The organism is Roseateles sp. P4_D2, assembly GCF_056401875.1.
In genome coordinates this window covers 168,281-184,221 of the sequence record NZ_JBFUIM010000003.1, presented here as the reverse complement: position 1 = coordinate 184,221, position 15,941 = coordinate 168,281, and the positions used below count along the sequence as shown (strand labels likewise).

Sequence of the window (15,941 nt, the reverse complement as noted above, 5' to 3'; positions counted from 1 at the left end):
GACCTTGGGTCGAGAAACCCGGTCTTTTTGCCGATTGGTTCCGAGGACTCGTCCCTAGCATGACAACACGAGCCCACCTCATCGCGGCGCTCCAGGCGGGATCGCATCCCGCCTGCGGCCGCATTGGGTTGGGTTCGGGTTTCACTTTTTTTGTATCTCTGGCACGTCTTGGCTGCTCGACGCGCCGGGGCACAGGCTCCGCTCAGAACAACGCCTCCAGTTTCGGGGGTGGGCCAGCGATGGTCCAACGCCGCCACGCCGCAAGGCAAGGCGGCCATCAGTACAGGTGAGAAAACATGTCAACCGTCATCCCCGGCATTTCGCCATCTGTCATCCCGAACCTCAGCACGACGACGATCCGCAATTGGACGACGGAAGACTACGCCGCCCTCAGCACCGACCAGCTGATCGCGTTCACCACCGCGCAGGCCTCGGTCATCCTTTCCAGCAGCCTGGCGGTCCTGAAGAGCGACCAGATCCGGGCCTTCCAGACCGAAGACCTGCGGGCCATCGCGACCAGCGCCCTGGTCGGCTTCAGCTCTGACCAGATCCAGGCCCTGAAGACCGACCAGGTCCAGGCCCTGAGCACCTCGCAGATCGCCGTCCTGTCGACGGCCCAGATCCAGGGCCTGAGCAGCGCCGACATGGTGGCGCTGACCTCCGCCCAGATCGGCGCGCTGACGTCCGCCCAGCTGGGCAACCTCTCCACGGCCCAGCTCGCCGCCATCGAGACGGTCGACATCAAGTCGATCACCACCGCTGCGCTGCGCAACCTGTCGTCCACCCAGCTGGACGCCTTCACCAGCGACCAGCTCCGCGCCCTTTCCAGTGGCCAGGTCAATTCATTGACGACGAGTCAGGTCAATACGCTCGGTACGGCTGACCTGAACAGCCTGAGCAGCAGCCAGTTCGCCAACCTCTCCACAGCCCAGGCCCAGGCGCTGACCGCCACCCAGCTCGGCAACCTGGCCACCGACAACCTGAACGCGCTGGGCACGGGCCATTTCGCCGTGCTGTCGTCGACCCAGTTCGGCGGGCTGACGACCGGTCAGCTGAGCAAGCTGGAAACGGCCGACCTGCGCGCCGTCACGACGGCTGCGCTCAACGGCCTGTCCTCCGACCAGGTCGGTGCGCTGGCCAGCGACGCCGTGGGCTCGCTGACCACCGCACAGGTCGGCTCGCTGGGTACCGCCCAGATCAAGGGCCTGACCACGGGCGACATGGTCGCCCTGACCTCGGCCCAGGTCGCCTCGCTGACCTCGACCCAGGCCGGCAGCCTTTCCACGGCCCAGATTGCCGCCATCGAGACGGCTGACATCAAGTCGCTGACGACCGGCGCCCTGCGCAATCTGTCCTCCGACCAGCTCGATGCCTTCACCAGCGATCAGCTGCGCGCGCTGAGCAGCGGTCAGGTCAATTCGCTGACAACCGGCCAGATCAACACCCTGGGCACGGCCGACCTGAACAGCCTGACCAGCAGCCAGTTCTCCAATCTGTCCTCGGGCCAGGTCCAGGCGCTGACCAACACCCAGCTTGCCAATCTGGCGACGGACAACCTCAACGCCCTGGGCACCGCCCAATTCGCGGCCCTGTCGTCCAGCCAGTTCGGTGCGCTGACCACCGGCCAGCTCGGCAAGCTCGAAACCGCTGACCTGCGCGCCGTCACGACGGCAGCCCTCAATGGTCTGTCCTCCGACCAGGTCGGCGCCCTCGCCAGCGACGCCGTCGGCTCGATGACCACGGCACAAGTCGCCTCGCTGGGCACCGCCCAGATCAAGGGCCTGACCACGGGCGACATGGTCGCCCTGACCTCGGCCCAGGTCGCCTCGCTGACCTCGACCCAGGCCGGCAGCCTTTCCACGGCCCAGATTGCCGCCATCGAGACGGCTGACATCAAGTCGCTGACGACCGGCGCCCTGCGCAATCTGTCGTCTGACCAGCTCGACGCCTTCACCAGCGACCAATTGCGTTCGCTGAGCAGCGGCCAGATCAACTCGCTGACAACCAGCCAGATCAATACGCTGGGCACGGCCGACCTGAACAGCCTGACCAGCAGCCAGTTCGCCAACCTCTCCACGGCCCAAGCCCAGGCGCTGACCAACACGCAGCTCGGCAACCTCGCCACCGACAACTTGAACGCGTTGGGCACAGCCCAGTTCGCGGCCCTGTCGTCCAGCCAGTTCGGCGCGCTGACCACTGGCCAGTTGGGCAAGCTCGAGACGGCCGATCTGCGCGCCGTCACCACCGCGGCCCTCAACGGCCTGTCTTCCGACCAGGTCGGTGCCCTGGCCAGCGACGCCGTCGGCTCGCTGAGCACGGCCCAAGTTGCTTCGCTCGGCACCGCCCAGATCAAGGGCCTGACCACGGGTGACATGGTCGCCCTGACTTCGTCCCAGGTCGCCGCCATCAATTCGGCCCAGGCCGGCACGCTGTCCACCGCCCAGCTCGCGGCTATCGAGACTGGCGACATCAAGTCGCTGACCACCGGCGCCCTGCGCAACCTGTCCTCCGACCAGCTCGACGCCTTCACCAGTGACCAGCTGCGTGCCTTGAGCAGCGGCCAGGTCAATTCACTGACGACGGCCCAGGTCAACTCGCTGGGCACGGCCGACCTGAACAGCCTCTCCAGCAGCCAGTTCGCCAACCTGTCCTCGGCCCAAGTCCAGGCACTGACCAACACCCAGCTCGCCAACCTCGCGACCGACAACCTCAACGCCCTGGGCACCGCCCAGTTCGCGGCGATGAGCTCCAGCCAGTTCGGTGCACTGACCACCGGCCAACTTGGCAAGCTCGAAACTGCCGACCTGCGCGCCGTCACCACCGCTGCACTCAACAACCTGTCGTCCGACCAGGTCGGCGCCTTGGCCAGCGACGCTGTCGGCTCGCTGACCACGGCACAAGTGGCCTCGCTGGGCACCGCCCAGATCAAGGGCCTGACCACGGGTGACATGGTCGCCCTGACCTCGGGTCAGGTCGCGGCGCTGAACTCCACGCAGGCGGGCAGCCTGTCCACCGCGCAAATCGCTGCGATCGAGACCGCCGACGTCAAGTCGCTGACGACGGGTGCGCTGCGCAACCTGTCGTCCGACCAGCTCGACGCTTTCACCAGCGACCAGTTGCGTGCACTCAGCAGCGGCCAGATCAATTCGCTGACCACGAGCCAGATCAACACCCTGGGCACGGCCGACCTGAACAGCCTCACCAGTGGCCAGTTCGCCAACCTGTCCTCGGCCCAAGTCCAGGCACTGACCAACACCCAGCTCGCCAATCTCGCGACCGACAACCTCAACGCGCTGGGCACCGCCCAGTTCGCGGCGCTGAACTCCAGCCAGTTCGGTGCACTGACCACCGGCCAGCTGGGCAAGCTGGAAACGGCCGACCTGCGCGCCGTCACGACGGCAGCCCTCAATGGCCTGTCTTCCGACCAGGTCGGCTCCCTGGCCAGCGATGCCGTCGGCTCGTTGACCACGGCACAAGTCGCCTCGCTGGGCACCGCCCAGATCAAGGGCCTGACCACGGGTGACATGGTCGCCCTGACCTCGGGCCAGGTCGCGGCGCTGAACTCCACGCAGGCAGGCAGCCTGTCTACCGCGCAACTGGCCGCGATTGAGACCGCGGACGTCAAGTCGCTGACCACGGGCGCCCTGCGCAACCTGTCCTCAGACCAACTCGACGCCTTCACCAGTGACCAGCTGCGCGCGCTGAGCAGTGGCCAGATCAACAGCCTCACCACCGGCCAGATCAACACGCTGGGTACGGCGGATCTGAACAGCCTCACCAGCAGCCAGTTCGCCAACCTGTCCTCGGCCCAAGTCCAGGCACTGACGAACACCCAGCTCGCCAACCTCGCCAGCGACAACCTCAATGCCCTGGGCACCGCCCAGTTCGCGGCGCTGTCGTCCAGCCAGTTCGCGGCGCTGACCACCGGCCAGCTTGGCAAGCTCGAGACCGCTGACCTGCGCGCCGTCACGACGACTGCCCTCAACGGCCTTTCTTCCGACCAGATCGGCTCACTGGCCAGCGACGCCGTCGGCTCGCTGTCGACCGCTCAGGTAGCCTCTCTGGGCACTGCCCAGGTCAAGGGCCTGACCACGGGCGACATGGTCGCCCTGACCTCGGCCCAGGTCGCCTCGCTGAACTCGACCCAGGCGGGTGCGCTCTCCACCGCCCAGATCGCCGCCATCGAGACGGCCGACGTCAAGGCCATCTCCACCGGCGCACTGCGCAACCTGTCATCGGATCAACTGGACGCCCTGACCAGCGACCAGCTGCGCGCACTGAGTTCGACGCAGCTGAACGCGCTGACCACCAGCCCGCAGCTCGTCAACATCTCCACGGGCGACCTGAACGTGCTGACGACGGCCCAGATGGCCAACCTGTCGACAGCCCAGATCCGTTCGCTGACGACCGACCAGCTCGGCAACCTGTCGACCGACAACCTCAACGCCCTGGGCAGCGCCCAGTTCGCGGCCCTGTCCTCCAGCCAGTTCGGTGCACTGACGACCAGCCAGCTCGGCAAGCTCGAAACCGCTGACCTGCGTGCGGTCACGACCGCTGCCCTCAACGGCCTCTCCTCAGACCAAATCGGCGCCCTGGCCAGCGACGCCGTCGGCTCACTGACCACGGCGCAAGTCGCCTCTTTCGGCACTGCCCAGATCAAGGGCTTGACCACGGGCGACATGGTCGCGCTGACCTCGGCCCAGGTCGCCTCGCTGAACTCCACGCAGGCAGGCAGCCTGTCTACCGCGCAACTGGCCGCGATCGAGACTGCAGACGTCAAGTCGCTGACCACGGGCGCCTTGCGCAATCTGTCTTCCGACCAGCTCGACGCCTTCACCAGCGATCAACTGCGTGCGCTGAGCAGCGGCCAGATCAACTCGCTGACCACCAGCCAGATCAATACGCTGGGCACGGCCGACCTGAACAGCCTGACCAGCAGCCAGTTTGCCAATCTGTCCTCGGCCCAAGTCCAGGCACTGACCAACACCCAGCTCGCCAACCTCGCCACGGACAACTTGAACGCGTTGGGCACGGCCCAGTTCGCAGCCTTGTCGTCTAGCCAGTTCGGCGCGCTGAGCACCAGCCAACTGGCCAAGCTCGAGACTGCCGACCTGCGCGCCGTCACGACCGCTGCCCTCAACGGTCTGTCTTCCGATCAAGTCGGTGCGCTGGCCAGCGATGCCGTCGGCTCGCTAACGACCGCTCAAGTTGCTTCGCTGGGCACCGCCCAGATCGACGGCCTGACCACGGGTGACATGGTCGCCCTGACCTCGGGCCAGGTCGCGGCGCTGAACTCCACGCAGGCAGGCAGCCTGTCTACCGCGCAACTGGCCGCGATTGAGACCGCGGACGTCAAGTCGCTGACCACGGGCGCCCTGCGCAACCTGTCCTCCGACCAACTCGACGCCTTCACCAGTGACCAGCTCCGCGCGCTCAGCAGTGGTCAGATCAACAGCCTCACCACGAGCCAGGTCAATACGCTCGGCACGGCCGACTTGAACAGCCTGACCAGCAGCCAGTTCGCCAACCTGTCCTCGGCCCAAGTCCAGGCACTGACCAACACCCAGCTCGCCAATCTTGCGACCGACAACCTGAACGCGCTGGGCACCGCCCAGTTCGCGGCGCTGAACTCCAGCCAGTTCGGTGCCTTGACGACCAGCCAGCTCGGCAAGCTCGAAACCGCCGACCTGCGCGCCGTCACGACCGTCGCGCTCAACGGCCTGTCTTCCGACCAGATCGGCGCGCTGGCCAGTGACGCCGTCGGATCATTGACCACGGCCCAGGTCGCCTCGCTCGGCACGGCCCAGATCAAGGGCCTGACCACCGGCGACATGGTCGCTCTGACTTCGGGCCAGGTCGCTTCACTGAACTCGACCCAGGTGACCGGTCTGTCCACGGCGCAGATCGCTGCGATCGAGACGGCCGACATCAAGTCGCTGACCACCGGCGCCCTGCGCAACCTGTCCTCCGACCAGCTCGACGCCTTCACCAGCGATCAACTGAGTGCGCTGAGCAGCGGCCAGATCAACTCGCTGACGACCAGCCAGATCAATACGCTGGGCACGGCCGACCTGAACAGCCTGACCAGCAACCAGTTCGCCAACCTGTCCTCGGCCCAAGTCCAGGCGCTGACCAACACCCAGCTCGCCAATCTCGCGACCGACAACCTGAACGCGCTGGGCACCGCCCAATTCGCAGCCCTGTCGTCCAGCCAGTTCGGTGCGCTGACCACTGGCCAATTGGGCAAGCTCGAGACGGCCGATCTGCGCGCCGTCACGACCGCAGCCCTCAACGGCTTGTCTTCCGATCAGGTCGGTGCTCTGGCCAGCGATGCCGTGGGCTCGCTGACCACCGGGCAGGTCGCCTCCCTCGGCACCGCCCAGATCAAGGGCTTGACCACGGGCGACATGGTCGCCCTGACCTCGGCCCAGGTCGCTGCCATCAATTCGACCCAGGCCGGCAGCTTGTCCACCGCCCAGATTGCCGCCCTCGAAACGGGCGATGTCAAGTCGCTGACGACCGGCGCCCTGCGCAACCTGTCGTCCGACCAGCTCGACGCCTTCACCAGCGACCAGTTGCGTGCACTCAGCAGCGGCCAGGTCAATTCGCTGACCACGAGCCAGATCAATACGCTGGGCACGGCTGACCTGAACAGCCTGACCAGCGGCCAGTTCGCCAACCTGTCCTCGGGCCAGGTCCAGGCGCTGACCAACACCCAGCTCGCCAACCTGGCGACCGACAACCTCAATGCCCTGGGCACGAGCCAGTTCGCCTCGCTGAGCTCCAGCCAGTTCGGTGCGCTGACCACCGGCCAGTTGGGCAAACTCGAAACGGCCGACCTGCGCGCCGTCACGACCGCCGCGCTCAACGGCCTGTCTTCCGACCAGGTCGGCTCCCTGGCCAGCGATGCCGTCGGCTCGCTGACCACGGCACAGGTCGCCTCGCTGGGCACCGCCCAGATCAAGGGCCTGACCACGGGTGACATGGTCGCCCTGACCTCGGGCCAGGTCGCGGCGCTGAACTCTACCCAGGCCGGCAGCCTCTCCACCGCCCAACTGGCGGCTATTGAGACGGCTGACGTCAAGTCGTTGACGACCGGCGCCCTGCGCAACCTGTCGTCTGACCAGCTCGACGCCTTCACCAGCGACCAACTGCGCGCGCTCAGCAGCGGCCAGATCAACTCGCTGACGACTGCCCAAGTCAACACCCTGGGCACGGCCGACCTGAACAGCCTCACCAGTGGCCAGTTCGCCAATCTGTCCTCCGGCCAGGTTCAAGCACTGACCAACACCCAGCTCAGCAACCTCGCCACCGACAACCTCAACGCCCTGGGCACCGCGCAGTTCGCGGCGATGAGCTCCAGCCAGTTCGGCGCTCTGACCACCAGCCAGTTGGGCAAGCTCGAGACGGCCGACCTGCGTGCTGTCACGACCGCCTCGCTCAACGGCCTGTCCTCGGACCAGGTCGGCGCGCTGGCCAGTGACGCTGTTGGCTCGCTGACGACAACCCAAGTCGCCTCTCTGGGCACGGCCCAGATCAAGGGGCTGACCACCGGCGATATGGTCGCCCTGACTTCGGGCCAGGTCGCTGCACTGAACTCGACCCAGGTGACCGGTCTGTCCACGGCGCAGATCGCTGCGATCGAGACGGCCGACATCAAGTCGCTGACCACCGGCGCCCTGCGCAACCTGTCCTCCGACCAGCTCGACGCCTTCACCAGCGACCAACTGCGTGCACTCAGCAGCGGCCAGGTCAATTCGCTGACCACCAGCCAGATCAATACGCTGGGTACGGCTGACCTGAACAGCTTGACCAGCGGCCAGTTCGCCAACCTGTCCTCTGGCCAGGTTCAGGCGCTGACCAACACCCAGCTCAGCAACCTCGCGACCGACAACCTGAACGCGCTGGGCACCGCCCAATTCGCAGCCCTGTCGTCCAGCCAGTTCGGTGCGCTGACCACTGGCCAATTGGGCAAGCTCGAGACGGCCGATCTGCGCGCCGTCACGACCGCAGCCCTCAACGGCCTGTCTTCCGATCAGGTCGGTGCCCTGGCCAGCGATGCCGTCGGCTCGCTGACGACCGCTCAAGTGGCCTCACTGGGCACCGCCCAGATCCAGGGCCTGACCACGGGTGACATGGTCGCCCTGACCTCGGCCCAGGTCGCTGCCATCAATTCGACCCAGGCCGGTAGCCTGTCTACCGCCCAGATTGCCGCCATCGAAACGGGCGACGTCAAGTCGCTGACCACCGGTTCGCTGCGCAACCTGTCTTCCGACCAGCTCGACGCCTTCACCAGCGACCAGCTCCGCGCCCTCAGCAGCGGCCAGGTCAACAGCCTGACCACGAGCCAGGTCAATACGCTGGGCACGGCAGACCTGAACAGCCTGACCAGCGGCCAGTTCGGCAACCTGTCCTCGGGCCAGGTCCAGGCGCTGACCAGCACGCAGCTCAGCAACCTCGCCACCGACAACCTGAACGCGCTGGGCACCAGCCAGTTCGCTTCCCTGAACTCCAGCCAGTTCGGTTCGCTGACGACCGGCCAGCTCGGCAAGCTCGAGACCGCTGACCTGCGTGCCGTCACGACGGCTGCGCTCAACGGCCTGTCCTCCGACCAGGTCGGCGCCCTGGCCAGCGACGCCGTGGGCTCGCTGACCACCGCACAGGTTGGCTCGCTGGGTACCGCCCAGATCAAGGGCCTGACCACGGGCGACATGGTCGCCCTGACCTCGGCCCAGGTCGCCTCGCTGAACTCGACCCAGGCAGGCGTGCTTTCCACCGCCCAGATCGCCGCCATCGAGACCGGCGACGTCAAGTCCATCTCCACCGGCGCGCTGCGCAATCTGTCGACCGACCAGCTGGATGCGCTGACCAGCGACCAGTTGCGTGCGCTGACCTCCACCCAGCTGAACGCGCTGACCACCAGCCCGCAGCTCGTCAACATCTCCACGGGCGACCTGAATGTGCTGACGACTGGCCAGATGGCCAACCTGTCGACGGCTCAGATCCGTTCGCTGACGACCGACCAGCTCGGCAACCTGTCGACCGACAACCTCAACGCCCTGGGCACGGCCCAGTTCGCGGCCCTGTCGTCCAGCCAGTTCGGCGCACTGAGCACCAGCCAGCTGGCCAAGATCGAGACGGCCGACCTGCGCGCCGTCACGACCGCGGCCCTCAACGGCTTGTCTTCCGATCAGGTCGGCGCCCTCGCCAGCGATGCAGTCGGCTCGCTGACCACGGCGCAAGTCGCCTCGCTGGGCACCGCCCAGATCAAGGGCCTGACCACGGGTGACATGGTCGCTTTGACCTCGGGTCAGGTCGCTGCACTGAACTCCACGCAAGCCGGTAGCCTGTCCACCGCCCAGATTGCCGCCATCGAAACCGGCGACGTCAAGTCGCTGACGACCGGCGCCCTGCGCAATCTGTCGTCCGACCAGCTCGACGCTTTCACCAGCGACCAGCTCCGCGCTCTCAGCAGCGGCCAGGTCAACAGCTTGACCACATCCCAGGTCAACACGCTGGGCACGGCCGACCTGAACAGCCTGACCAGCGGCCAGTTCGGCAACCTTTCGTCGACCCAAGTCCAGGCGCTGACCAGCACGCAGCTCAGCAACCTCGCCACCGACAACCTGAACGCGCTGGGCACCGGCCAGTTCGCTTCCCTGAACTCCGGCCAGTTCGGCTCGCTGACCACCGCCCAACTCGGCAAGCTCGAGACCGCCGACCTGCGCGCCGTCACCACGGCCGCGCTCAACGGCCTGTCTTCCGACCAGGTCGGCGCCCTGGCCAGTGACGCCGTTGGCTCGCTGACCACGGCACAGGTTGGCTCGCTGGGCACTGCCCAGATCAAGGGACTGACCACGGGCGACATGGTGGCCCTGACCTCCGGCCAGATTGCCGCCATCAACTCCAACCAGGCGGGTGCGCTGTCCACCGCCCAGATCGCCGCCATCGAGACAGCCGACGTCAAGTCCATCTCCACCGGCGCGCTGCGCAACCTGTCGACGGACCAACTCGACGCCCTGACGAGCGACCAGCTGCGCGCACTGAGCTCGACGCAGCTCAATGCGCTGACGACCGCCCCGCAGGTCAACAACCTGTCGACGGCCGATCTGAATGTGCTGACCACCAGCCAGATCGCCAATCTGTCGACGGCCCAAGTCCGCGCGCTGACCACCGATCAGCTCGGCCACCTGACCACCGACAACCTCAATGCCCTGGGCACCGCTCAATTCGCGGCGCTGAGTTCCAGCCAGTTCGGTGCGCTGAGCACCAGCCAGTTGGGCAAGCTCGAAACCGCTGACCTGCGCGCCGTCACGACCGCCGCACTCAATGGCCTGTCCTCAGACCAGGTCGGTGCCCTGGCCAGCGACGCCGTCGGCTCGTTGACCACCGCCCAGATCGCTGCGCTCGGCACCGACCAGATCAAGGGCCTGACCACGGGTGACATGGTGGCCTTGACCTCGGCCCAGGTCGCCGCCCTCAACTCCGCGCAGGCCGGTGTGCTGTCTACCGCCCAGATTGCCGCCATCGAGACCGCTGACATCAAGTCGCTGTCCACGGCTGCGCTGCGCAACCTGTCCACGGACCAGTTGGACGCCCTCACGAGCGACCAGCTGCGTGCCCTGTCCTCCACTCAGCTCAATGCGCTGACCACCAGCCCGCAGCTCGCCAACCTGTCGACGTCCGACCTGAACTCGCTGACGACCGGCCAGATGGCCAATCTGTCGACGGCCCAGGTCCGCGCGCTGACCACCGATCAGCTCGGCCATCTGAGCACGGACAACCTCAACGCCCTGGGCACCGCCCAGTTCGCGGCGCTGAGCTCCAGCCAGTTCGGTGGCCTCGCCACCAGCCAGCTGGCCAAGCTCGAGACGGCCGACCTGCGCGCCGTCACCACGGCGGCTTTGAATGGCCTGTCCTCCGACCAGGTCGGTGCGCTGGCCAGCGACGCCGTCGGCTCGCTGTCCACGGCGCAGGTCGCCTCACTGGGCACCGCCCAGATCAAGGGCCTGACCACCGGTGACATGGTCGCCCTGACCTCGGGCCAGATCGCCTCGCTGAACTCCACACAGGCCGGCAGCCTGACCACGGCCCAGATCGCCGCCATCGAAACGGCCGACATCAAGTCGCTGTCCACCGGCGCGCTGCGCAACCTGTCCTCCGACCAGCTCGACGCCTTCACCAGCGACCAGCTGCGTGCGCTGAGCAGCGGCCAGGTCAACAGCCTGACCACGGCCCAGGTCAACGCCCTGGGCACGGCCGACCTGAACAGCCTGACCAGCAGCCAGTTCGGCAATCTGTCCTCGACCCAGGTCCAGGCGCTGACGAGCACCCAGCTCGCCAACCTCGCCAGCGACAACCTGAACGCCCTGGGCACGGCCCAGTTCGCAGCCCTCACTTCGGGCCAGTTCGGCGGCCTGAGCACCAGCCAGCTGGCCAAGCTCGAAACCGCTGACCTGCGCGCCGTCACGACGGCCGCCCTCAATGCCCTGAGCTCCGACCAGATCGGTGCCCTGGCCAGCGACGCCGTCGGCGCCCTGTCCACGGCGCAAGTCGCTTCGCTGGGCACCGCCCAGATCAAGGGCCTGACCACGGGTGACATGGTCGCCCTGACCTCGGCCCAGGTCGCCGCCATCAACTCGGCCCAGGTGGCCGGCCTGTCCACCGCCCAGATTGCGGCCATCGAGACGGCCGACATCAAGGCCCTGTCGACGGCTGCCCTGCGCAACTTCTCGACCGACCAACTGGACGCCCTGACCAGCGACCAGCTGCGCGCGCTGTCCTCGACCCAGCTCAATGCGCTCAGCACCAGCCCGCAGTTCGCCAACCTGGGTACCGCCGACCTGAACGCGTTGACCACTGCCCAGGTCGCCAACCTGTCGACGGCCCAGGTCCGTGCGCTGACTTCCGATCAGCTCGGCAACCTGAGCACCGACAACCTCAACGCTCTGGGCACCGCCCAGTTCGCGGCGCTGAGCTCCAGCCAGTTCGGCGCCCTCGCCACCAGCCAGTTGGCCAAGCTCGAGACCGCCGACCTGCGCGCTGTCACGACGGCGGCTCTCAACGGCCTGTCTTCCGACCAGGTCGGTGCCCTGGCGAGCGACGCCGTCGGCGCCATGACCAGCACCCAGGTAGCCTCGCTGGGCACCGCCCAGATCCAGGGCCTGACCACGGGCGACATGGTCGCCCTGACCTCGGCCCAGGTCGCGGCCTTGAACTCTGCCCAGGCCGGCTCGCTGTCCACCGCCCAGGTCGCCGCCATCGAGACCGCCGACATCAAGTCGCTGACCACCGGTGCCCTGCGCAATCTGTCCTCCGACCAGCTCGACGCCTTCACCAGCGACCAGCTGCGTGCCCTGAGCAGCGGCCAGATCAACAACCTGACCACGGCACAGGTCAACACCCTGGGCACCGCTGACCTGAACAGCCTGAGCAGCGGCCAGTTCGCCAACCTGTCCACGGCCCAAGTCCAGGCGCTGACCAACACCCAGCTCGGCAACCTGAAGACGGACAGCCTCAACGCACTGGGCAGCTCGCAGTTCGCTGCCCTGTCGTCCAGCCAGTTCGGCGCACTGGCCACCAGCCAGTTGGCCAAGCTGGAGACGGCCGACCTGCGTGCGGTCTCGACCGCGGCGCTGAACGGCCTGTCCTCCGACCAGATGGCGGCCCTGGCCAGTGATGCCGTCGGCTCGCTGACGACGGCGCAGATCGCGGCGCTCGGCACGCTGCAGATCCAGGGCCTGAGCACGGCCGACATGGTCGCCCTGACCTCTGGCCAGATCGCCGCGATCAACTCGACGCAGTCCGCCAGCCTGTCCACGGCCCAGATTGCCGCCATCGAGACGGCCGACATCAAGTCGCTGTCCACGGCAGCCCTGCGCAACCTGTCCACCGACCAGCTCGACGCCCTGACCAGCGACCAACTGCGCGCGCTGTCCTCGGCCCAGCTCAATGCGCTGAGCACCAGCCCGCAGTTCGCCAACCTGGGTACCGCCGATTTGAACGCGCTGACCACCGGTCAGATCGCCACCCTGTCCACGGCCCAGGTCCAGGCGCTGACCAGCGTCCAGCTCGCCAACCTGGCGACGGACAGCCTCAATGCGATGGGTTCGGCACAGTTCGCGGCCCTGTCGTCCAGCCAGTTCGGCGCGCTGACCACCAGCCAGCTCGGCAAGCTCGAAACCGCCGACCTGCACGGCGTGACGACCGCGGCCCTCAATGCGCTGAGTTCCGACCAGATCGGCGCCCTGGCCAGTGATGCCGTCGGCACACTGACGACGGCGCAGGTCGGGTCGCTGGGCACCGCCCAGATCAAGGGCCTCAGCACCGCTGACATGGTCGCGCTGACCTCGACCCAGGTCGCTGCCTTGAACTCCGCCCAGGCCGGCTCGCTGTCCACCGCCCAGTTGGCGGCCATCGAGACGGCCGACATCAAGTCGCTGTCCACCGGCGCCCTGCGCAACCTGTCCTCCGACCAGCTCGACGCCTTCACCAGCGACCAGCTGCGCGCACTGAGCAGCGGCCAGGTCAACAGCCTGACCACGGCCCAGATCAACACCCTGGGCACGGCCGACCTGAACAGCCTGACCAGCGGCCAGTTCGCGAACCTGTCCTCGGGCCAGGTGCAGGCCCTGACCAACGCACAGCTCGCCAACCTGGCGACCGACAACCTCAACGCCCTGGGCACCGCGCAGTTCGCTGCGCTGGGTTCCAGCCAGTTCGGCGCGCTGACCACCAGCCAGCTGGGCAAGCTGGAGACGGCCGACCTGCGCGCGGTGTCCACCGCCGCACTGAACGCGCTGAGCTCCGACCAGGTTGCTGCACTGGCCAGTGACGCCGTCGGCTCGCTGACCGCGGCACAGGTGGGTGCACTGGGCACGACCCAGATCCAGGGCCTGAGCACCGCCGACATGGTGGCCCTGACGTCGACGCAGATCGCCGCGATCAGCTCGACGCAAGCCGACGTGTTGTCCACGGCCCAGGTCGCCGCCATCGAGACGGCCGACATCAAGTCGCTGTCCACGGCAGCCCTGCGCAACCTCTCGTCCGACCAGCTCGACGCCTTCACCAGCGACCAGCTGCGCGCCCTGAGCAGCACGCAGATCAACAACCTGACGACGGCGCAGATCAACACCCTGGGCACGGCCGACCTGAACAGCCTGACCACCAGCCAGTTCAGCAACCTGTCGTCCGCCCAGGCCGAGGCACTGACCACCAGCCAGCTTGGCAACCTGGTCACCGACAACCTCAACGCCCTGGGCACGGCGCAGTTCGCCGCGCTGGACTCCGACCAGTTCGGCGCACTGACCACCAGCCAGCTCGCCAAGCTGGAAACCGCCGACCTGCGCGCCATCACGACGGCCGCCCTGGCCGGCCTGGATTCCGACCAGTTCGCCGCCCTGTCGACCGACCACATCGTCGCGCTGAGCACCGCCCAGGTGCTGTCGCTGACGACCAGCCAGCTCGACGGCTTTTCGGCGGCCGACATGACGGCGATGAGCTCGACACAGGTCTCGGTGCTGACGACGGAACAGGTGGCCTCGCTGTCGACCGACCAGATCGTGGCCATCGACGCCACAGACCTGGCCAAGCTGTCCACGGCCTCGCTGCGTGCCCTGACCGACACCCAGCTGGCAACCCTGACGACTGATCAGCTGACCGGCCTGGCTGGCCGCGTCAATGTACTGACGACCAGCCAGATCAACCACCTGTCCACGGACGATCTGAACTCGTTCACGGCCTCGCAGTTCGGCGTCATGACCTCGAGCCAGGTCCAGTCCTTCAGCACCGACCAGATGAAGGCGCTGGAGACCGACGACCTGCGCGCCCTGACCACGGCCAACTTCGCGGCCCTGAGCAATGCGCAGATCGACGCGATCACCACGGCCCAGTTCACGACGCTGAAGGTGACCCAGATCACCGCGCTGACGACGGACCAGGCCGCCGCGCTGACGACCGACCAGGTCCATGCCATCACGACCGACCAGGTCGCCGGCCTGGAGACCCGCGACATCGCCGCCATGAGCATGGCCCAGCTGGACGCGTTGACCAACGCGGCCGTCGGCGAGATGAACGGCGCCCAGCTCGACGCCTACTTCTCCAAGACGCCGATCGTGCTCGACCTGGACGGCCACGGCATCAACACGCTGGCCGCCGCCCAGGGCGTCAACTTCGACCTGATCGGCTCCGGCCACGTGGACAAGGTCGGCTGGATTGCCGGCGGCGATGGCCTGCTCGTCATGGACCGCAACCTCGACGGCATCATCAACAACGGCAGCGAGCTCTTCGGCATGGGCACCATCCTGGCCAATGGCAAGCACGCCAAGGACGGCTATGCCGCCATGGCCGAGCAGGACAGCAACCATGACGGCAAGCTCGATGCACACGACGCCAACTGGAAGCAGCTGCAGGTCTGGGTCGACGCCAACCACGATGGCAAGACCGACGCCGGCGAACTGAAGACGCTGGACGAGGTGGGTGTCGCCTCCATCGACCTGAACGCCGCCAAGGGTTCGGGCAGCGACCACGGCAACCTCATCGGCCTGGTCTCCAGCTACACGACGACCGACGGCGGCAAGCATGACGTGGCCGACGTCTGGTTCGCCAAGGACGTGCAGCCGCAAAAGGCCGACGACGGCAAGGATGCGACGGTCAGCCTGAGCGACCTGCTGACCGCGCCGGCCGACGCGCTCCTGGGGGCGCCATCCGTGGACCTGGCCAAGGTCGCCCTGCCGAGCGCCGACGCCCACCTCGCCGCCATCGACCGCAAGCTGGCCGAGGACGACGAGCACCGTCGCAACAACGGCGGCAACTGGATCTGAGCCTGATCTCCTGACGCCGGCACGGGGTGCCGGCCCATGCAGGCCCTGTGGAGCAATCCCAGGGCCTTTTTTTATGACGGGCCAAAGAAAACGGCCCCGCAGGGCCGTGCAGAAAACAGA

At 67.2% G+C, this 15,941-nt stretch carries 1 protein-coding gene; it reads left to right on the top strand.

The features are described 5' to 3' along the window. Positions 1–296 precede the first annotated feature (296 nt). On the top strand, positions 297–15,821 hold the full coding sequence (locus AC1DW0_RS06630) for a hypothetical protein (RefSeq protein WP_477945213.1): 15,525 nt from the start codon (positions 297–299) through the stop codon (positions 15,819–15,821). Positions 15,822–15,941 lie beyond the last annotated feature (120 nt).

What these genes read in the sequence shown, in the direction of transcription:
- AC1DW0_RS06630 (WP_477945213.1), top strand. Translation starts at nt 297, where the DNA reads ATGTCAACCGTCATCCCCGGCATTTCGCCATCTGTCATCCCGAACCTC.